The sequence below is a fragment of the Hahella ganghwensis DSM 17046 genome (genome assembly GCF_000376785.1).
Lineage (GTDB): Bacteria > Pseudomonadota > Gammaproteobacteria > Pseudomonadales > Oleiphilaceae > Hahella > Hahella ganghwensis.
The window spans coordinates 22,548-42,216 of sequence record NZ_AQXX01000083.1 but is presented as its reverse complement, the minus strand read 5'-3'; the positions used below and the strand labels follow the sequence as shown (position 1 = coordinate 42,216).

The 19,669-nt window shown below is 49.3% G+C and carries 18 protein-coding genes; 9 read left to right on the top strand and 9 right to left on the bottom strand.

The features are described from left to right. Positions 1-679: 679 nt before the first annotated feature. Positions 680-1,546 (bottom strand): YicC/YloC family endoribonuclease, encoded by an 867-nt coding sequence (locus F566_RS0105790; protein ID WP_020406038.1) that lies wholly within the window; start codon positions 1,544-1,546, stop codon positions 680-682. A gap of 180 nt (positions 1,547-1,726) precedes the next feature. Next, positions 1,727-2,140 (bottom strand): hypothetical protein, encoded by a 414-nt coding sequence (locus F566_RS0105785; protein WP_020406037.1) that lies wholly within the window; start codon positions 2,138-2,140, stop codon positions 1,727-1,729. Between the two features lie 250 nt (positions 2,141-2,390). Between F566_RS0105785 and rph the strand changes: the two genes are divergently transcribed. Next, positions 2,391-3,110: a ribonuclease PH gene (gene rph / locus F566_RS0105780; protein WP_020406036.1), complete on the top strand. Its 720-nt coding sequence runs from the start codon at positions 2,391-2,393 to the stop codon at positions 3,108-3,110. A 95-nt stretch (positions 3,111-3,205) separates the two neighbouring features. Here the strand turns inward: rph and F566_RS0105775 are convergent, their stop codons facing one another. Then, positions 3,206-3,979 (bottom strand): exodeoxyribonuclease III, encoded by a 774-nt coding sequence (locus F566_RS0105775; protein ID WP_020406035.1) that lies wholly within the window; start codon positions 3,977-3,979, stop codon positions 3,206-3,208. 81 nt (positions 3,980-4,060) lie between these two features. On the opposite strand from F566_RS0105775, the gene pyrE reads away from it, so the two are divergent. Further along, the gene (gene pyrE, locus F566_RS0105770; protein WP_020406034.1) at positions 4,061-4,708 is read left to right on the top strand and encodes an orotate phosphoribosyltransferase; all 648 of its coding nucleotides are present in this window, start codon (positions 4,061-4,063) and stop codon (positions 4,706-4,708) included. An 8-nt stretch (positions 4,709-4,716) separates the two neighbouring features. Here pyrE and F566_RS0105765 read toward each other — a convergent pair whose 3' ends face one another. Beyond that, complete coding sequence (locus F566_RS0105765) at positions 4,717-5,496, bottom strand: sulfite exporter TauE/SafE family protein (RefSeq protein WP_020406033.1); 780 nt, start codon at positions 5,494-5,496, stop codon at positions 4,717-4,719. Between the two features lie 61 nt (positions 5,497-5,557). Between F566_RS0105765 and F566_RS0105760 the strand changes: the two genes are divergently transcribed. Beyond that, positions 5,558-6,202: a hypothetical protein gene (locus tag F566_RS0105760; protein ID WP_020406032.1), complete on the top strand. Its 645-nt coding sequence runs from the start codon at positions 5,558-5,560 to the stop codon at positions 6,200-6,202. Between the two features lie 84 nt (positions 6,203-6,286). On the opposite strand, the gene F566_RS0105755 is transcribed toward F566_RS0105760, so the two are convergent. Next, a complete protein-coding gene (locus F566_RS0105755; RefSeq protein ID WP_020406031.1) occupies positions 6,287-6,640 on the bottom strand; it encodes a hypothetical protein in 354 nt (117 codons plus the stop codon). A 192-nt stretch (positions 6,641-6,832) separates the two neighbouring features. Between F566_RS0105755 and F566_RS0105750 the strand changes: the two genes are divergently transcribed. After that, positions 6,833-8,110, top strand: a complete 1,278-nt coding sequence (locus F566_RS0105750; RefSeq protein WP_020406030.1) for an MgtC/SapB family protein — start codon at positions 6,833-6,835, stop codon at positions 8,108-8,110. An 18-nt stretch (positions 8,111-8,128) separates the two neighbouring features. Here F566_RS0105750 and F566_RS0105745 read toward each other — a convergent pair whose 3' ends face one another. Beyond that, a complete protein-coding gene (locus F566_RS0105745; protein WP_020406029.1) occupies positions 8,129-9,097 on the bottom strand; it encodes a homoserine kinase in 969 nt (322 codons plus the stop codon). A gap of 45 nt (positions 9,098-9,142) precedes the next feature. Then, entirely contained in the window at positions 9,143-9,415 is a 273-nt protein-coding gene (locus tag F566_RS0105740; protein ID WP_020406028.1) for a DUF2782 domain-containing protein, read from the bottom strand. A 111-nt stretch (positions 9,416-9,526) separates the two neighbouring features. Between F566_RS0105740 and polA the strand changes: the two genes are divergently transcribed. Then, the gene (gene polA, locus F566_RS0105735) at positions 9,527-12,268 is read left to right on the top strand and encodes a DNA polymerase I (RefSeq protein ID WP_020406027.1); all 2,742 of its coding nucleotides are present in this window, start codon (positions 9,527-9,529) and stop codon (positions 12,266-12,268) included. A 98-nt stretch (positions 12,269-12,366) separates the two neighbouring features. On the opposite strand, the gene F566_RS0105730 is transcribed toward polA, so the two are convergent. Together F566_RS0105730 and F566_RS0105725 are read right to left on the bottom strand one after the other, a co-directional pair. Further along, complete coding sequence (locus F566_RS0105730) at positions 12,367-13,494, bottom strand: PilT/PilU family type 4a pilus ATPase (RefSeq protein ID WP_020406026.1); 1,128 nt, start codon at positions 13,492-13,494, stop codon at positions 12,367-12,369. 124 nt (positions 13,495-13,618) lie between these two features. Continuing rightward, positions 13,619-14,653 carry a type IV pilus twitching motility protein PilT gene (locus tag F566_RS0105725; protein ID WP_020406025.1) on the bottom strand — a complete coding sequence of 345 codons (1,035 nt, stop codon included), beginning with the start codon at positions 14,651-14,653 and terminating at the stop codon, positions 13,619-13,621. A 350-nt stretch (positions 14,654-15,003) separates the two neighbouring features. On the opposite strand from F566_RS0105725, the gene F566_RS0105720 reads away from it, so the two are divergent. The 4 genes from F566_RS0105720 to F566_RS0105705 all read left to right on the top strand — a co-directional run bounded on the left by F566_RS0105720 (position 15,004) and on the right by F566_RS0105705 (position 19,632). After that, entirely contained in the window at positions 15,004-15,699 is a 696-nt protein-coding gene (locus F566_RS0105720; RefSeq protein WP_020406024.1) for a YggS family pyridoxal phosphate-dependent enzyme, read from the top strand. A 71-nt stretch (positions 15,700-15,770) separates the two neighbouring features. Further along, a complete protein-coding gene (gene proC, locus F566_RS0105715; RefSeq protein ID WP_020406023.1) occupies positions 15,771-16,598 on the top strand; it encodes a pyrroline-5-carboxylate reductase in 828 nt (275 codons plus the stop codon). A gap of 138 nt (positions 16,599-16,736) precedes the next feature. Next, on the top strand, positions 16,737-17,276 hold the full coding sequence (locus F566_RS0105710) for a YggT family protein (RefSeq protein ID WP_020406022.1): 540 nt from the start codon (positions 16,737-16,739) through the stop codon (positions 17,274-17,276). 394 nt (positions 17,277-17,670) lie between these two features. Continuing rightward, positions 17,671-19,632, top strand: a complete 1,962-nt coding sequence (locus F566_RS0105705) for a dynamin family protein (protein WP_020406021.1) — start codon at positions 17,671-17,673, stop codon at positions 19,630-19,632. Positions 19,633-19,669 lie beyond the last annotated feature (37 nt).

Below are 19,669 nucleotides of genomic sequence, written 5' to 3'. Positions count from 1 at the left end.
TTGGCCAAATCAATACCAATAACGGATATACTTTTCATAATATATCCCTCCAGGTTTAACTAACTTCTCAGCCTGTTCAGTATAGAAAGGGAGCGTCCATATCATTATGTGTATATCGCGCATGCGCGTTTTTCCATTCCAACATTTTGAAGATAGTTCCTCCAGCCCACTGATTCCAGTGTAAAATCCCAGAAAGTCAAACTACCTCATTTACGAGAAACCGTGCGTGCGCATATACACTTTCTTGGGGGTCTCGTTATCACAACAAGCCAGATCCCAAGTTATTGAATCAAAACATTTTTCAGAACTACTTCATCGGAAAACCGAGCCATCCGGTACAGCAAAGCGTGCGACTTTCTTGACTCCTTTCCAATATACTGTGCTTATATACAGCATAAAGATCACAGGGAGAGTGAGTATATGGCCAGTCCTTTTTTAGAATCCGTTCGCAGAGAAGTTCGTCTTCGGGGATAGTTCTATCTTTATCTAGAAACCTCGTCAGGGCTCTATCAGGAAAAATTCACTCCTCAGTTTCACTGAGAGCTTTATCGGTTTACCCTCCAATTTATTCGCCAGTTGGACGTGGATTTCGGCCGAATGTTTACGAACTTTACTGAAGAAAAAACAAAAAGGCCCTATATTTAGGGCCTTACAGAGCAGTTTCGGATCTTAGCAGATGCTACTCAATATTCTGCACCTGCTCCCGCATCTGTTCGATCAACACCTTCAACTCCACCGCAAACTGCGTGGTTTCCGTCACCAATGATTTCGAGGAGAGGGTGTTGGCTTCACGATTCAGTTCCTGCATCAGGAAGTCCAGGCGCCGTCCGACAGGCTCTTTTTTGGCCAGAACTTCCTTGACCTCATGCACGTGTGCCTCCAGGCGATCCAGCTCTTCAGCCACATCGGCTTTCTGTGCCAGCATTACCATTTCCTGTTCCAATCGACCGGGATCAATATCCAAGCGTAATTCTTCAAACCTGGATCTCAGGGCTTCATTTTGACGTTCCAGAATGTGCGGTAGTTTTTCACGTACTTTTTCGACGATTTCGGCAATACTGTCCAGACGGTCGTCCAGCATTGGGTGAATTCGGCCGCCTTCACGCTCCCGGGTCGTGACCAGTTGTCCCAGAGCCTGATTAAACAGGGAAATCGCTTCTTCCTTCACCGGCTCAAGATCTGTTTCCTCAGTCACCATCACACCAGGCCAATTAATAAAGTCAAAAGCATCGATGTGGGCCGGATTATCCAACAGGCGATTGATCTGATTAACCGCATGATTCAACTCATTGGCCAGATCCAGGTTCACGCTGAAGCTACCGGTGGACTGGGACTCCTGCTGAAATTTAAGCTGGCATTCCAGCTTGCCGCGCTGGACATAACGCCTCAAACTATCTCTCAAGGCAGGCTCTATATCCCGTAATGCTTCCGGAATTCTGAATACCGGCTCAAGATATCGATGATTCACAGAGCGCAGCTCCCAGGTTAGCGTTCCCCATTCGCCACGAGCGTCCTGCCGGGCATATGCTGTCATACTGCGAATCATAATTTCTCCACCTTAATTTCCCCATAAATGAATAATCATGGTCAAAACCATGAAATGATGCCAACTTAATAACGCACATAGGAGACTGTCAACCGTCAGTCTGACCTGACGACATCCTTCCTTCTAGTCACAGACCACCACAGATCATGCACACAACGGCGTCAACATTATTGAGCCGTGTCAGCTTCCATGGAACCCTTCTTCAGTAAAGGTATCCCAACGCTCAACCTTCCCATGGTCGAACACATTACCGGGTGTGACGACTGTGCGGATGACAAAAATGTTTTCTACAGGTACATGAGTTCTCCGACTGATGGCTTGAGCAATGCTACTGAGCATCAGTTCCACCCTTGACGGACTGAAAATATCCGGGGTCACCAATTCCACCTGAATCGGATGGCTATCGTTTTCCTGTAGGCCTGCCGCCCTTCCCTGATGGGCGTAATGACCCGGAGACCAATACTCCCAGGTAAGATAGACATGATCAACACTGACTGCGACAGACTCTGCAAATTCCTTGCTTATGCCCTCAAGCACACGTGCGATGTCTGTATCCTGAGCTAACGGCAAGGACTTAATTCGAATAACGGGCATTTGAACCTCCAGCGATGCAATGAGGTTTACTGATAAGCCATTTGATTGTCACGCTATCTTTGATGGTATGCAATGGCTAATAAATTTTCCTACAAGGATGTCCCCTTGTTTGTCTGCAGCTCAACCCACTTTTGGCTCTACGCAATAAAGGCTATACATGTCGACATAGCGCGGATCGTGCTACACTTGCCACCTTTTTTATGATGGCGGAAATGCCATTCACCAGTCACCCAACTGTCGAGATAGATTTATGAGACCCAGCGGACGCCGTCCTGACCAGCTAAGAGATATACGCATCACCAGGAACTACACCAAGCATGCGGAAGGTTCTGTGCTGATAGAGTTTGGTGACACCAAAGTCATTTGCACCGCCTCCGTTGAGAACAGTGTACCCCGATTCCTCAGAGGGGAAGACCAGGGCTGGGTGACCGCCGAGTATGGGATGCTTCCGCGAGCAACGGGCACCCGTAATCAACGTGAATCTGCACGTGGTAAGCAACAGGGACGCACAGTCGAAATCCAGCGCTTGATTGGCCGCTCACTGAGAGCCGCGCTTGACCTGAAAAAGATGCCGGACATCTCGATTACGGTAGACTGTGATGTTATTCAAGCGGACGGAGGCACGCGGACTGCTTCAATTACCGGTGGATACGTCGCTATGGCGTTGGCCATTCAGGGTCAGATGGCAAAAGGCGCCATCAAGCATAGCCCTCTTTTGCACAAGGTTGCTGCTATTTCTGTTGGCGTATATGAAGGCACCCCCGTACTGGACCTGGATTATGCAGAAGACTCCCAGGCAGAAACGGATATGAATGTCATCATGACGGATGAAACCGGATTTATCGAAATCCAGGGTACAGCAGAAGGTGCGCCTTTCAGTGAGACAGAACTCAGCGCTATGCTCAATCTGGCCAAGCAAGGAATGCAGGAAATTTTCACCATTCAGGAAAGCGCCATAACAGACGCATAGGTTACTGGTAGAGCTAAGCACAAAAAAAGGGCAGTAAATACTGCCCTTTTTTGATATCGCTATCATCCCTGATACCACATTCACAGGCCATTCCACTAATACTCGATATCATAGTCCACGATTAACGGCGCATGATCAGAAAAACGGGTTTCTGTATCAATCCAGGCCCGTTTGATAGAACCTTTCAAACCTGACGTGGCAATCTGATAGTCAGTCCGCCAGCCAGCTTGCTTACGCCATCCTTCTGCAGCTTCAGGCCACCAGGTATATTGGTTCTTCTCTTTGTTGACGCGACGGAATGCATCGATATATTCCATTTCATCAAATACTTCATCGAACCATCCTCGCTCATGAGGAAGAAATCCGGAGACTTCAAGCTTGTGATAGCGGCTGCTGGCATCAGTCACCAAGTGAGCTGTCTGCAAGTTTCCACAGAACAGAAATTGACGACGCTTACGCAGCGTTTTCTTCAGGTGATTGCCAAAGGCCTCCATGAAGTCGTCTTTTTCCTGCTGCTTGGACTCATCAGTCAGAGCACAGGGAACCATGAGCGATGCCACACTGACCGCTTCAAAGTCTGCCTGTAGAAATGCACCATTCATATCAGCTGGCGCATAGGCAAAGCCCATCATAATGGCTTTGGGAATCTGCCGGGTGTATATTCCAACCCCACCATCGGATAGTTCTGCGGCATCAAGAAAATAGGCTTCATAGCCTTCGGGCCGGAATTCCGGCTCATCAAGTTCGTAGACCCGCATTCGATGGTCCTGAACGCATACTACGTCAGCGTCCTGCTCAAGCATCCACTCGAAGAAACCTTCGGCAGCGGCACGCTTGAGTCCGTTCACGCTGATTGTTACTACCCTCATAGATGTTACCTATAAAAATTTGCGTGTATGATACCTAATTCGTATTTCGTGCAAAAGAACTCAGGGGTAATAGAGACTCTAATGCTTGCTTATCAAAAATCTTTTATCCAATTCGCCATTGACCGGAAAGTGCTGAATTTCGGCCAGTTCACCCTGAAGTCTGGCCGCCAGAGCCCGTATTTCTTCAATGCGGGCTTATTTAATACATCAATGGCATTAGCCCAGCTTGGCAATTTTTATGCCGACGCGCTGCTCAACAGTCAAATGGAGTATGATCTGTTGTTCGGCCCTGCCTATAAGGGTATCCCCCTAGTATCCGCGCTATCCGTAGCGCTGGCAGACAAGCACCAGCTAGATCTTCCTTACGCATTCAACCGCAAAGAAGCCAAAACACATGGCGAAGGCGGCTCCATCGTTGGCGCCCCATTACAGGGCAAAGTGCTAATCGTCGATGATGTCATCACCGCTGGTACTGCCATTCGCGAAGTGATCGACATTATTAAAGCCGAAGGCGCTGAACCTGCCGGAGTCCTGATAGCTTTGGACCGTCAGGAACGTGGTCAGCAGGAACTTTCCGCGATACAGGAAATTGAGCAACAATACCAGATTCCCGTCCAGGCTATTATCCAGCTGGATCAAATTCTGGAGTTTCTCAAAACAGATCCTGAGCTGGCGCAACATTACGACCAGGTTGCGGAATACCGAAGTCAGTATGGTATCAAGGCCTGACAGACGTACTACTGTGGCAGGCACACAGCCCGCCACAGTAAACTCAATCCTACCACTATGGTCAACACCTCGAAGCATCGTTTAACAAGTTTATTACCTTTAGCAATAGACCAGTGAGCCCCCAAATAGCCACCGGCAAGCGCTCCAAGTATCAACATTGGCAACCAATCCCACTTGACTGGAGCCTGCATGGCCAGCACCAGCGCACCTGTACCATTCCAGAACATTCCCACCAGAATCAACGTGTATGCCACAGCGAGCTTATAGCTGAGTCCAAACCAAACGACCAGCCAGATTGTGACAAACAAACCTGTACCAGAGGTAATTGAGCCGTTCAGAATCCCTATAAAAAACAGGCCCAATGCACCTGAAAGATACCCTAAAACATTCCGCCTCCGGTCCTGCTCCGACATTCCCAGCTGTGGCGAAACCATCGAATAAACGCCCAGTCCCAGGGTAAAACACCCCAATACGCCCTGCGCCCACCGATCAGGCACCTGAAGGATCACATTGGCTCCCAGCACGACTCCGGGCAATCCCGCAGCCAACATATACAGAGAAAAATTCAACGATATATTTTTTTCTCGCATATGACGGTATGTCGCACCAACCCCCAGTGCAACGCTGGCAATTTTGTGTGTGGCAAGAGCTGGAGCGAATTCAAGCCCCAGAAAAAGCAGCACCGGCAGCTGTAACAATCCAGCCCCGCCACCGGCAAGAGCAGAAAGTCCGTTGGCAAGCAGGGAAATAACGAATAACATTAGATACATTACAATAAGCTGGCTCATACTACTCTGTATCACTAACTATCAGGCCAGATTGAAGTCTCTAAAATGGCCGACAAACACCATGACGTTATCTTTTTCCATCAAAACCGCTTCACTGACTTGCCTGCTCACCTGCTTTCTATGCATTTCTGAACTGGTTGATGCCAAGACACTTCTCTACCGATACCGTGATGACAACGGCGTGCTCGTTCTCGGTACTTCCATTCCGCCTGAATATGCCCGCAAGGGATATCAGATCGTCGACACCTTTGGTCGTGTGGTAAAGGATATCCCCCCCGCTTTAACTCCTGAGCAACTTGCCGAGCAGGAGCGCCTGGAAAAAGAAAAGGCTCGCCAGGAAGAGCTGGCCCGTCAGCAAGAGGAGACAGACCGTACCCTGCTAAGACTATACAGCCACCCGGATGACGCGAGACGGGCCCGGGACCGTCGTCTACAGGAATTGGATGCACTGATCAATCTGAAGCAGAACAACATAGAAGCCAACACGAAAAAGATCGTCGAATTGGAGTCCAAGGCAGCAGACGCGGAACGCGCGGGTCATAAAGTCCCGGAGCAGATTCTCCAGGAAATCAGCCGCTTAAGCGAGCAAAACAGCACCCTTGAGAATGAAATTGATAGTCACCAATCTGACCGGGACGACATTATCAGGGAATTCGGCGAACAAATCGAACGTCTTGAGTACCTGATGAAAAAAATACATCAGTAGCATCCTGATCCTTTTCTCGCCCCTGCCCTCTTACAGGCATAAAAAAAGAGCGCCTCTGGCGCCCTTTTTGAGAGCCTTTTCGACTTAGGCTGCCGCTTCTGCTGTTTTTGCTGCAGTTTTAGCGGGGGCTTTCTTCGCTGCTGGTTTTTTCTTGGCAGGCGCTTTTTTCTCTTCTTCTGGTTCAAGTTTTGAAACCAACCCGGAAGTGTAATCACTTACCAGCTTGTTCCATTCATTCAACTTGCTATAAACAGTGTCCAGTGCTTTGTCATGAATTTCACGAACGGACTTAATAGAAAACGCTTTAGCTTCTTCTTCCAGCTTCTCTGCATAGTCAAACGGCTTGGCAGCCAGTGCGCGATGTTGCTCTTCGAAGCTTTTAATGCCTTTCTCTACAGCTTGTTGCACTTGTTCTTGATAAGACTTCAGTTTGCTCATTTTGGTCTCCTACCATGGTCAACGATGACTTTGAACCTAAACGGTTCTTGCTTTTTCATCGGTCCACAATACGTACTAAAATTAGAATATTCATACTAAAGCGTGTGGTTAAAAGTCACTAAAAAACAATATCCAACAAATAGATAAGTAACAGGGTGTATTAACATGGGAACAACTTCATGGAATTGATAGATGCCTGATTTTCTGAACGACTACAGCCCACTCCCCCACCTGTTTGTGGCCAGCATGCTCGGACTGATCGTCGGGATTCAGCGAGGATGGGTCAAAAGAGAACTGGAACCCGGCTTTCGAGTTGCCGGGGTGCGAACCTATACACTGATCGCCCTGCTGGGAGCTCTGAGTACCTGGCTTGGCGAGTTAATTGGATTCTGGATGCTCGGAGTCGCCTACGTCTCCTTGACCATTGTCTTGGTGTCCGCCTATATCAGCAGCCAGAGAACCAAGCTCGATATGAGTATTACCAGCCTGATGGCCAGCCAGCTGACATTCGTCTTCGGCGCTCTGGCCATGCTGGAATATTTTACCGTTGCAGCCATTTGCGCCGTTGTTACCACCTTTCTGCTGGATATGAAAGCAGAGATGCATGGTCTGCTGAAGAAAATTCGTGATGAAGAACTTGATGCCGGATTGAAATTGCTGGTCATCACCCTGGTCATGCTGCCGATACTTCCCAATGAAGGCTATGGTCCATGGAATGCCCTGAACCCCTATGAAATCTGGTGGATGGTGGTGCTGGTCAGCAGTATTTCCTTTGCCGGATATTTCGCCATCAAGATTGGTGGGGCTACTCGCGGTGTGCTTATCACCGGACTTTTTGCCGGATTGAGTTCATCCACCGCCCTGACCCTTCACTTTTCCAGACTGGCACGACGGAATCCAGAATTAAACCGGCTTCTGGCCGCAGGAATATTGATCGCCTGTGCCACAATGTTCCCTCGGCTCTGGTTTATTCTTTATGTCGTTAATTCTGCTCTGGCCTGGCAGCTATTGCCGATTCTGGCTGTAATGGGAGTGTTCACTTACATACCTGCCTTCATATTCTGGAGTCGCCAGACACAGGTTCAAGTCGCCCAGCCTTCGTTAAAGCAGAACCCCCTGGAGCTCACATCAGCCCTATTATTCGGCATCATCCTGCTACTGATTCTCTTGCTGTCACATGCCCTGCGTGACACTTTTGGCAATCAAGGAGTTTACATTCTATCGGCGTTGTCGGGACTGACAGATGTCGATGCCATTAGTCTCACTCTCGCCCGAATGAGCAAAGCCGCCGATGGACTGACAGTAAGTGCCGCCTCTTGGGGAATATTGATCGCCGCGATCGCCAATTCTCTGGTAAAAGGCGGGTTAGCCTGGTCGGTAGGGAAAACGGGATTAGGAGGTAGAGTGTTGGGCGCCATGATTGTGGTCGCCCTTTCCGGAATACTGACGGTCACCCTGGTCAAAATATAATCAAACCAAAAGAGCCGCCTAAACAGGACAACTCTGCTTACAGGCTGCCAGAAGTTTTTCTTTCATTTCATCAGGGTTCTTGAACACTTCACCTTGTTCTGCCTGACTTTGATAGCCGCCACCATGAAGACTGATCAGGCGAGATATCCAGAAACGAAGCGCCGCCAGGCGCAATGCCGATGACCATTGCTTTTTCTCTGAGTCTGTCAATGGTCTTACCGAGTCATAACCTTCAACAAACGCCGCCAATTTCTGCTGTTGATACCCCTGACCAAGGGCGTAACACCAGTCATTACAGGCAACTGCCAGATCCATTAACCAATAATCATGACAGGCATGATAAAAGTCGATAATGCCGCTGACCTGCTCTGCATCAAACAAAATATTGTCTACAAACAGGTCCCCATGGATCCAACCTTTCGGCGAATCCCCCCAATTACTTCGGTCATCATGATGATACTGAATTTCACCCTTTAACAAAGCAGCATCATTCTGTGGCATATGTCCTTCGAGAGCCTTCTCATGATCTTCAAGCCAGGCCTGATTCCGAACTACCGCTCGGTATTCACCAATATTTTTTGCTGCCAAATGCAACTCGGCAATCAAACGGCCAACGCGACGGCATTGCTCTACTGAGGGATCTTCCAATTGCCGACCGGTCACCCTGGGAACCAGTATGCAAAGTTTTCCGGCAATATTTTGAATTGATTGGCCGTCATGATCGGCCAGCGCAGCCGGCACAGGAACACCTGCTGCAGCCAACTGTTGAGTCAAAGCAACAAATATGGGCAGTTCTTCCGGGGTTACCATTTCAAACAGAGTCAAAACCCAGCGGCTAAAACCGGATTCATCCTGTACATCAACGAAGTAGTTGGTGTTTTCAATGCCGGCAGAAATCCCTTCAAACAATCGAATTTCGGGATTTACAAAATATCTCTCCAATAGAGAATGCAGCTGCTCTTCACTGACTTTGGTAAAAACCGCCATACCAACCTTTTCACATCAAACCAATTCTGTCTTACTACGTTCCGGCTACCACTCCAACAGCTTCCAACTCGGAACGACCACTGTAGATGAGTCCGAACGCTCGAATCCGCCGCCATCGACGGGGACGAGATAGTAAGCCGGACCGATCTTCGGCACAACCTTGATTTCGACCAATTGCCCGTTTACCCGATATTCGTAGACGGTTTTGTCCTCACCATAGCGTATTTGTATATCAGGCTCCTCTTCCGCCCACGACAACCCTGTACCCAACAACGCCATCAATAGGACAATACAAACTTTACGAATCACAAACGACATTGGTAATCTTCCTCACAGCCTTGGCCCAACCATCGCGTACTGAGCAATCTTTATTCAGTTCCGGTTCGAGCCATCCACATTATCTTCTGACATTAGAAACCAGTACCTCCTATGAGTAAAGACACTTCGACCGCCCCCATCATTCTGGTGGATGGTTCTTCATACCTCTTCCGCGCCTATCATGCGCTCCCTAAACTGACTTCCAGCAAGTCACACCCAACCGGTGCGATCCGCGGAGTGATCAGCATGCTGCGGAGGTTGCAGCAGGACTACCCACAGAGCAAAGTCGTGGTGATTTTTGATGCGAAAGGAAAAACATTCCGGCACGACATGTATCCTGAATATAAGGCAAATCGTCCTCCTATGCCTGAGGATCTGGCCTGCCAGATCGCACCAATTCACGAGATTGTCCAGGCCATGGGATTGCCGCTCCTCGTTGTAGAGGGAGTCGAAGCCGATGATGTTATCGGTACTCTGGCCCAGGAAGCCACAGAGAAGGGGTTGGAGACGATCATTTCCACCGGCGATAAGGATATGGCTCAACTGGTCAGTGATCACGTATCCCTGATCAACACTATGACTGAAACCTTTATGAACCGGGAAGGCGTCGTTGAAAAATTCGGCGTACCTCCGGAGCTGATTATCGATTATCTGGCCTTGATCGGTGATACCGTGGATAACATTCCCGGCGTACCTAAATGTGGCCCCAAAACAGCCGTTAAATGGCTGAACGAAATCGGCCCTCTGGCCACCATCATGGAGCAGGCTGACTCAGTCAAAGGCAAGATTGGCGAAAACCTCCGCAACAGTCTGGATCAGTTACCCATGTCCAAGGAACTGGCCACTATTAAGCTTGATGTGGATTTGCCTGAAAACCTGGAAGATATTCAACCCAAAGAAGCCAATAGCGAATCATTGCTAAAACTCTACAAGGAATACGAGTTCAAGAACTGGATTCGGGAACTTGAATCCGGAACCGCACCTGAAGCTGCCCCACCAGAAAGTAGTGAGAATAGTGAACGAGGTACGAAGAAAGAAGCTGTCAAAGCAGACTACCAGACTGTCCTCACCGAAGAAGACTTCAATCAATGGCTAGAACGCCTTCAGTCAGCTGAACTCTTTGCTTTCGATACTGAAACCACCAGCCTCAATTATATGGAAGCGGAAATAGTCGGTGTCAGTTTCAGCATTGAGTCAGGTCAGGCGGCCTATGTTCCTGTTGCTCATGATTACATGGATGCACCAGAGCAACTTTCAAGGGACTGGGTTCTGGAGCAGCTACGCCCACTGCTGACCGATCCGAAGATGAAAAAGGTAGGTCAGAATTTAAAATATGATGCCCATGTCCTGAGGAACTATGACATCGAGCTGCAGGGTATTGAGCATGACACCATGTTGGAATCCTATGTCCTCAACTCAGTGGCCAACCGTCACGATATGGACACCCTGGCCCTCAAATACCTGGATCATGAAACGATCCACTTTGAAGATATTGCCGGCAAAGGCAGCAAACAGCTGACATTCAACCAGATCTCGTTGGATCAAGCTGGCCCCTATGCTGCTGAAGATGCGGACATCACACTTCGATTACACGAAACCATCTATCCTCAGCTCCAGAAGATCGGTCAACTGGAACAGGTCTACAAAGACATTGAACTGCCCCTGGTGCCTGTTCTCACTCGCATGGAGCACTATGGAGCCCTGATCGACAGCCAACGCCTGAAAGTACACAGCCAGCAATTGGCGGAACGTATGCTTGAGCTGGAAGAGCAGGCTTACGACATGGCCGGAGAACGCTTCAATCTGGGCTCGCCCAAGCAGCTCCAGACCATCTTCTATGAGAAACTGGGGTTCGATGTCATTAAAAAGACCCCAAAAGGCCAGCCTTCTACCGCAGAGCCTGTCTTGCAGGAACTCGCGGAACGTTATGAATTGCCCAAGGTATTGCTGGAGTACCGGGGTCTGTCCAAACTGAAGTCCACCTACACTGACAGGCTCCCAGAGATGATCAATCCCCGGACAGGACGGGTTCATACATCCTATCATCAGGCAGTGGCGGCCACCGGTCGACTGTCTTCCACTGAGCCCAATTTACAGAATATTCCTGTGCGCAATGAGCAAGGGCGTCGCATTCGGCAAGCGTTTATTGCACCACCCGGGTACAAACTGATTTCCGCTGACTACAGCCAGATTGAACTTCGTATCATGGCACACCTCAGTGGTGACAAGGGGTTACTGAAGGCCTTCTCAGAAGGGCTGGACGTTCACAAAGCCACAGCGGCAGAAGTATTCAACGTTGCCCTGGAAGACGTCACGTCAGATCAACGCCGCAGCGCCAAAGCCATTAATTTCGGCCTGATCTACGGAATGTCTGCCTTTGGCCTTGCCCGCCAGATCAACGTAGAGAGAGGAGTCGCCCAGGGTTATATCGATAAATACTTTGAACGCTACCCTGGTGTTAAGGAATACATGAACCGAATTCGTACGGAAGCCCATGAAAACGGTTATGTTGAGACGCATTTTGGTCGACGCCTGTACCTGCCGGATATCAATGCCAAGCATAAAGGCTTGCAGCAGGCGGCCGAACGCACCGCGATCAACGCACCAATGCAAGGGACTGCCGCTGACATCATAAAAAGGGCAATGATCCGGGTGGATGAATGGCTCCGTACTGAAAAGCCGGATGCCACAATGATCATGCAGGTCCACGATGAGTTGATTCTGGAAGTGAAAGAAGAAGTTGCAAAAGATGTCGCGAAGCATCTGGAGGAACTGATGTCCTCAGCCGCTGAACTGGATGTTCCCTTGCTGGTAGAAGCCGGTATCGGAAATAACTGGGACGAGGCGCACTAGGAGACCTCTAGTCAGGCGCACATCATAAGTGCGCCCCTTCCCAGGCTAATCGCTATCCTGAAATTGAATAAGGGCCGCAAAAAAGCGGCCCTGCAAACTTAATAGCCTTCGTCGTCGCTGAGACTCAGAGAATCAGCAGCGCCCTGTAGTTTCTGGGTGTTCGAATCCGCGCCCAGTTTGATCATCAGTCTCAGGTCGTTGGCCGAGTCCGCATGAGCCAAGGCATCTTCGTAAGTAATCTCTCCTGATGCATACGCTCTGTAAAGCGCCTGATCAAAAGTCTGCATCCCGATTTCACCGGACTTGGTCATCAACTCTTTCAGTTTATGCACTTCTGCTTTACGAATCAGATCCGAAGCCAAAGGTGAGTTGATCAGGATTTCGACAATCGCCCGGCGTCCTTTACCATCAGGCGTGGGCACCAATTGCTGAGCCACAATGGCTTTAAGGTTCAGGGACAGATCCATCCACACCTGATTGTGTTGCTCAGGAGGATAGAAGTTGATAATCCGGTCCAGCGCCTGGTTTGCGTTGTTCGCGTGAAGAGTCGCCAGACACAAGTGACCGGTCTCAGCGAAGGTAACCGCATGTTCCATCGTATCCCTTGTACGAACCTCACCAATCATGATGACATCCGGAGCCTGCCGCAGTGTATTCTTCAGGGCTATTTCAAAACTTTCAGTATCCAGCCCCACCTCACGTTGGGTAATGATACAACCCTGATGCTGGTGGATATATTCGATCGGGTCCTCAATCGAAATAATATGCCCCTTACTATTCCTGTTCCGGTGTCCGATCATGGCTGCCAGCGAGGTAGACTTACCAGTACCGGTCGCCCCGACAAATATGATCAGGCCGCGCTTGGTCATGGAGAGTTTTTTGATAATCTCCGGCAGCATCAGGTCGTCAAGTTTGGGGATATTAGTCTCAATCCGACGCAAAACCATTCCGCAGAGGTTACGCTGGAAAAAAGCACTTACCCGAAAACGGCCAATCCCGCGCGCACTGATTGCAAAGTTACACTCGTGTGCGACTTCAAATTCAGACCGCTGTTTTTCCGTCATAATGGAATAGACCGTCTCACGGGTCTGTTCAGGAGACAGGGGCGACTTGGTGATCGGAATCATTTTCCCGTGCACCTTGATGCTAGGCGGTACCCCGGCTGTTATAAACAGGTCGGAGGCCCCTTTTTCCACCATGATTTTCAGTAATTTATCAAAATCCATAATTTCACCTGATGGCTATATTATGCGTCCTTATGCGGTTCCGATATTCCGGTAATTCCGCATGACGTCGCTCTAATCCATCCTCAGCTATCAATAAAACTTTTCACTTCTTATTTCTTTATTATCAGAAGTTTTCCGGCATCTTGGCTTTCTCACGAGCGGCTTCCCGACTAACCAGACCTTTGGACAACAGAGTGGACAAACACTGGTCCAGAGTCTGCATTCCAATTCCGGCACCGGTCTGAATGGCAGAATACATCTGCGCAACCTTGTCTTCCCGGATCAGGTTCCGAATCGCAGGCGTACCAATCATGATTTCATGTGCAGCAACCCTGCCGCCGCCAACTTTCTTCAACAGGGTCTGGGAGACAACAGCCTGCAATGACTCCGAGAGCATGGAACGAACCATTGATTTTTCTTCCGCTGGAAAAACATCCACCACCCGGTCGATCGTTTTCGCTGCAGAGGTGGTATGCAGGGTTCCGAATACAAGGTGCCCGGTTTCCGCGGCAGTCAGAGCCAGTCGAATGGTTTCAAGATCCCGCATCTCACCCACGAGGATAATATCAGGGTCTTCCCGCAGAGCGGACCGCAGAGCTTCACTGAACCCCAGTGTGTCCCTGTGAACTTCCCGCTGATTGACCAGGCACTTCTTACTTTCGTGTACAAATTCTATCGGATCTTCAATTGTCAGGATGTGGTCATAACGGCTGTCGTTGATGAAATCCATCATGGCCGCCAGAGTGGTACTTTTACCAGAACCAGTCGGTCCGGTAACCAGTATCAAACCACGGGGCTTCAGAGCGATGTCCTTGAAGACCTGCCCCATCCCCAAATCTTCCATGGTCAAAACCTTCGATGGGATGGTCCGGAATACAGCGCCAGCGCCACGATTATGATTGAAAGCATTAACACGGAAACGGGCAACTCCGGGAACCTCAAATGAGAAGTCTGTTTCCAGGAACTCTTCAAAATCCTTACGCTGCTTGTCGTTCATAATGTCATATATCAGCGCATGAACTTCTTTATGCTCCATGGGCGGGAGGTTAATACGTCTGACATCCCCGTCCACCCTGATCATAGGTGGCAAGCCGGCGGAAAGGTGCAAGTCGGAAGCGCCCTGCTTGGCAGAGAACGCGAGCAACTCGGTAATATCCATAATGGTCCCCGTGTAAGATTTTTCTATTCACTCCAACCCGCCATGAGGAGTGAAGCAGCCATGGATATTGGCCAACCTCTTTATTTTGCAGGCAGGTTAGTTACAATCAGCGCGTCCAGCATTCGGAATCTCGTATACCCCAGGTACCCGTTGGTCGGATTCACAATCCTCTGGCCTATGTACAGATCAGAACGGGCCACACACCAGAAAATATTATGGTTAAGGATATAACAATCGTCGAAATGCTGGCTGCTTTAAACTTAAATAACTCGATAATGTTAAATAACCCAATGAATCCGGAGTTATTTACGACATTCTTCCCCAGATCCTAAGCTATTGATACACATACTATGATCAGCATAGCAGACAACATAAAATCCGTAAGCCTCAGAATACAAAATGCAACAAAATCTGCGGGCCGTAAGCCAGAAGACATAACCCTTCTGGCTGTCAGCAAAACCAAACCTGCAGATGCTGTAAGAGCAGCCCATTCTGCCGGGTTGCGCGATTTTGGCGAAAATTACCTGCAGGAGGCAATTGAAAAAATAGAGTCGCTATCTTATTTGTCGATTCGCTGGCATTTCATCGGCCCCCTGCAATCCAACAAGACACGCCCTGTGGCCGAGCACTTTGATTGGGTGCACACGGTAGACCGATTGAAAATTGCCACTCGACTATCCGACCAGAGACCTCCGGACTTACCGCCGCTGAATGTCTGCATTCAGGTCAACGTAGACAGCGAGGAAAGTAAATCAGGCGTGACGCTGAAAGAAGTGGATGCGCTTGCCGATGCCATCACTAAGTTACCGCACCTGACATTGCGCGGCCTGATGTGCATCCCGGATCCGGACCAGTCTGACAGCGAACTGGCCGAAAGCTTCAAGGCTGTCACCAGAGCAACTCAAGCCTTACAGAAAAAACACAAAACGATCGATACCATATCTATGGGGATGAGCCAGGATCTGGAAATCGCCATCGCCGAAGGCGCTACGATCGTCAGAATAGGTACCGCCATTTTCGGAAAGCGGGATTACAGCGCACGCTGAACATCAATACTCACCCACCCGCCCGATGATCATTACTGGATATCGGACGGATCTAAGCAAAGAGGTTACTCATGGCAACAGCACATCTGAATTTCATTGGCGCCGGCAATATGGCCAGAGCCATTCTCGGCGGTCTGGTTGATAAAGGTTACCCCGCGTCCTCTATTTCTGCATGCTCTCCCAGCAACGACGAGTTGGAGAGCCTGAAAATGGATTTTCAGATCAAGACCAGCCTGGATAACACCACCTATCTCGAGCAAACCGATGTACTGCTGCTTTGCACCAAACCTCAAGTGCTGCAAAAAGCCTGTGAGGCAATTCGCGATAGCGTTCAGGCCCGCAAGCCCCTGATCGTTTCTATCGCTGCCGGCGTTACGATTGAACAAATTGAAGAGTGGCTTGGCGGAGAATTACCTGTTGTTCGCTGCATGCCAAATACCCCCGCCCAGGTTCACATTGGAGCCAGCGGACTCTTTGCCAACGCCAGAGTCAGTGAGGATCAGAAAGCGCTGACAACCCGCCTTTTTGAGTCCATCGGATTGGTGGCTTGGGTATCATCAGAATCGGACCTGCATACTGTTACTGCATTATCCGGTAGCGGCCCTGCCTATTGCTTCATGTTTATCGAAGCCATGGAAAAAGCGGCGATAGAGCTTGGCCTGAACAATTCAGACGCCCGTGCCCTGGCCATTCAAACCATGCGCGGCGCGGCAGAATTGGCCTCTCGCAGTGATGAATCCCCTGAGCAGCTCAAGCGTCGTGTGATGTCACCAGGCGGCACAACAGAAAGAGCAGTGTGGAGATTCGAGCAGGAAAAGCTGCCGGAAATTGTGGCTGCTGCCATGCGTGATGCCTGGACCCGCTCTTATGAGCTTGCCGGAGAAGAGCCAAACAATTAATCTCATAGTGATTTGTTATATAAAGCATTCACTATGTTAGAAATTTCAGCCCTAGACGCTTATCCTCTGACTGCAACATTGTTGGCCTAGCCTGTTCAGAGTCAGCGGTTTAAATAATTTCGGAATTGGAATACCTCAATGCAATTAGTTCTGAATGTCCTGGAGATTATCGGCGAAGTGTATATCACTATCGTGCTGTTACGGTTTATCCTGCAGCTCACACGCGCTGATTTCTACAACCCGATTTCACAGTTTGTAGTCACCGCAACCAACCCTCTTTTAATCCCCCTCAGGAAGCTGATACCTGGCTGGAAGGGGTTCGATATTGCCTCGTTGGTGCTGGCTTTGCTGTTGCACATGATACTCGTCTGTGTCGTAAAACTGGTGCCGCTTGGTCACATCATCCCACTTCTGGGGCAGATCTTTATTGTCTCACTTATCGGCCTGCTGCATCTGGTGATCCAGTTTTACACATTTGCCATTCTGATTCTTGTCATTATCAGTTGGGTCGCACCAGGCAACTACCATCCTGGTTCGATCTTGCTTCATCAAGTTACAGAGCCACTTTTGAAGCCGATCAGAAACATTATGCCCTCTGCGGGAGGCCTGGACTTCTCGCCGATGATTCTTCTGCTGCTCCTGTATGTGATTGGCAGCATTCTGTCGGGCAACTATTAGCCACTGGTCAACCGCTAAATATTGGGCAACTGGCAGGCATATTGTCAGACAACGACTTAAACGCCCGTCAGGTTACTAGGAAAACCGTCGTCCGTGCTGTTCTGTTCCAGCCCCTTATTCAAGGCCTCTTTATTGAGGCCTTCACATGACTCAACGTCATTCTCCAGTCATTCCCGAGTTCACATTTCTACAAAATGACATCTTTCTATACAAAACATTACACATCTTTGGTTTTCAACTTTTCAGGTTAATATATTGATTTTTAAAGTTTGATAAGGTTTTATGCCGTTTCCTTTCGATACTAAGGATAGTTGGCGTCTCGTGGTATATTCCGCTATCAGCGCCAAATAATTACCTATAATTAAGGTCTTAACCGTATTAAGTGAGAACCAGGATGAAAGGCGGCGGATTAAGTCATCAAGTAGAAGCTTACCAACAGTGGAAAAAATCTCTTGTCCGGGAGATTGCCCACTATCAAAGCTGGCTTCGTACCAATCAGTTGTCCTCGGATGACTTGGAACTGAAGCTCCAGCGCAGTACTCAGCTGCTGCATGAAGATACCCTGACGATTGCATTTGTCGGTGAGTTTTCCCGTGGGAAAACCGAGCTGATCAATGCCCTGTTTTTTGCTGAGTTCGGACAACGCATGCTGGCGTCGCAAGCCGGCCGCACCACAATGTGCCCAACAGAACTTTTCTACGATCATGCCGGCGGCAGCTACTTAAAAGTATTGCCAATCGAAACCCGGCAGGAAGAAAGATCTCTGGCAGAACTCAAGCGGTCATTAAATGACTGGATCATATTCCCGCTTGATATGAGTTCTCCTGAAGCCATGCGCAAATCATTGGACCAGGTAGCGAAAACCAAATCCGTTCCTTTTGAAGAAGCGCGGGCTCTGGGCTTTGACCCCTCATCCCTGGAACGTGATACCGTCAACAGTGGCATGGTTATCATTCCAGCCTGGCGACACGCCCTGATCAGCCTGGAAAACCCTCTTCTGCAGCAAGGCCTGCGTATTCTGGACACTCCTGGGCTTAATGCTCTGGGTTCAGAACCAGAATTAACCGTCAGCATGATTCCCAATGCCCACGCCGTTATCTTCATGCTCGGAGTGGACACCGGCGTCACTGCCAGTGATATGGAAATCTGGAAAGACTTCATATTTACCGACCAGGCCGACCACCGTGCCGGGCGCTTTGCTGTGCTCAATAAAATCGACATCCTTTGGGATGACATTCAAGGCGAGGAGCACACACAGCAGGCAATCACCCAAGTCCGCGCGAAAACAGCCGAACAGCTGGGCCTGGAACCCAAGGACGTATTACTGCTCTCAGCCAAGCAGGCTCTGATTGGACGCATCAAAGGCGATGAGGAACGTCTGCAGAGAAGCCAACTGGATACACTGGAAGATCTGCTCTCCAACCAGATTCTTGCCCAGAAGGAACGCCTGATCACGCAAACCCTGGTCAACGACGTTCTGGGAATGCTGCAAAACAGTCAAGCGATTCTCCAGGGACGCCTGCAGAACTATGAAGAAAGGCTTGAAGAGTGCGAGCAAAAAGGCGTCAGCACGGATTTTCTGCGTAACCTCACGGAAAAAACTCAGGACGACTACAACTTCTACTACAAGAAGTTATTCACCTTGCGTTCCAGTCGTCGACTAATGAAGTCACAGGCAATGATTCTTCAACGCCTCGTAGACCTGGAGCACTTTGAAGGTCATGCCAAGCAGACTCGCCAGGAGTTGATTAACAGCTGGACGACGATTGGTATGGGGCGTGCAATGGCAGGCTTCTTCCAGGCGATCGAGAACGACCTGAGCAACCTGAATCATGAAGCCCGTCTGGCTCAGAAAATGGTTAGTTCGATCTATGAGCGCTATTCCAGTGATCCCAAATCCCGGCACCTGAGCCCTATTAACTTCAATATTACCCGTCAGATCAGAGAATTGAATAATCTGAAAAAACGGGCAGAGAGTTTCAGGCGTAACCCTCGCACCCTGATGACCGAACAGACGATTGTGGTGAAACGCTTTTTCTCCACGCTGGTCAGTGAGGCCAAAAGAATTTACTCAGAAATTGAAATTGAAACTGAGCGCTGGCCACAAGAAGCGTTATTACCAATCCTACAGCACACAATTGAGCAAAAGCAGTTGCTTGAACATCAAATCAAGCGCCTGAAGGAGCTTGCGGCAAACGCCAAGGATACCCGCTCACAAACCCGTAAGTTGCAAGGGTTGATGGGTGAAATTCACGCCCAGGTAACAGAGGCGGAAAATATCCAGCGGAAATTGCGCCGACCACCTCCGCAAATGCTGAGACAGAAGGTCGTCAACCTTCCCGGCATGCTGGGGTAGTCAGGTCTTCTTCTCCAAACCATAAAAGCACCGCAAT

What these genes read in the sequence shown, in the direction of transcription:
- F566_RS0105755 (WP_020406031.1), bottom strand. Translation starts at nt 6,640, where the DNA reads ATGAGCAAACTGAAGTCTTATCAAGAACAAGTGCAACAAGCTGTAGAG.
- polA (WP_020406027.1), top strand. Translation starts at nt 9,527, where the DNA reads ATGAGTAAAGACACTTCGACCGCCCCCATCATTCTGGTGGATGGTTCT.
- F566_RS0105760 (WP_020406032.1), top strand. Translation starts at nt 5,558, where the DNA reads ATGACGTTATCTTTTTCCATCAAAACCGCTTCACTGACTTGCCTGCTC.
- F566_RS0105775 (WP_020406035.1), bottom strand. Translation starts at nt 3,979, where the DNA reads ATGAGGGTAGTAACAATCAGCGTGAACGGACTCAAGCGTGCCGCTGCC.
- F566_RS0105710 (WP_020406022.1), top strand. Translation starts at nt 16,737, where the DNA reads ATGCAATTAGTTCTGAATGTCCTGGAGATTATCGGCGAAGTGTATATC.
- F566_RS0105720 (WP_020406024.1), top strand. Translation starts at nt 15,004, where the DNA reads ATGATCAGCATAGCAGACAACATAAAATCCGTAAGCCTCAGAATACAA.
- F566_RS0105745 (WP_020406029.1), bottom strand. Translation starts at nt 9,097, where the DNA reads ATGGCGGTTTTTACCAAAGTCAGTGAAGAGCAGCTGCATTCTCTATTG.
- F566_RS0105725 (WP_020406025.1), bottom strand. Translation starts at nt 14,653, where the DNA reads ATGGATATTACCGAGTTGCTCGCGTTCTCTGCCAAGCAGGGCGCTTCC.
- proC (WP_020406023.1), top strand. Translation starts at nt 15,771, where the DNA reads ATGGCAACAGCACATCTGAATTTCATTGGCGCCGGCAATATGGCCAGA.
- F566_RS0105705 (WP_020406021.1), top strand. Translation starts at nt 17,671, where the DNA reads ATGAAAGGCGGCGGATTAAGTCATCAAGTAGAAGCTTACCAACAGTGG.
- F566_RS0105785 (WP_020406037.1), bottom strand. Translation starts at nt 2,140, where the DNA reads ATGCCCGTTATTCGAATTAAGTCCTTGCCGTTAGCTCAGGATACAGAC.
- F566_RS0105740 (WP_020406028.1), bottom strand. Translation starts at nt 9,415, where the DNA reads ATGTCGTTTGTGATTCGTAAAGTTTGTATTGTCCTATTGATGGCGTTG.
- F566_RS0105790 (WP_020406038.1), bottom strand. Translation starts at nt 1,546, where the DNA reads ATGATTCGCAGTATGACAGCATATGCCCGGCAGGACGCTCGTGGCGAA.
- rph (WP_020406036.1), top strand. Translation starts at nt 2,391, where the DNA reads ATGAGACCCAGCGGACGCCGTCCTGACCAGCTAAGAGATATACGCATC.
- F566_RS0105750 (WP_020406030.1), top strand. Translation starts at nt 6,833, where the DNA reads ATGCCTGATTTTCTGAACGACTACAGCCCACTCCCCCACCTGTTTGTG.
- F566_RS0105730 (WP_020406026.1), bottom strand. Translation starts at nt 13,494, where the DNA reads ATGGATTTTGATAAATTACTGAAAATCATGGTGGAAAAAGGGGCCTCC.
- F566_RS0105765 (WP_020406033.1), bottom strand. Translation starts at nt 5,496, where the DNA reads ATGAGCCAGCTTATTGTAATGTATCTAATGTTATTCGTTATTTCCCTG.
- pyrE (WP_020406034.1), top strand. Translation starts at nt 4,061, where the DNA reads ATGCTTGCTTATCAAAAATCTTTTATCCAATTCGCCATTGACCGGAAA.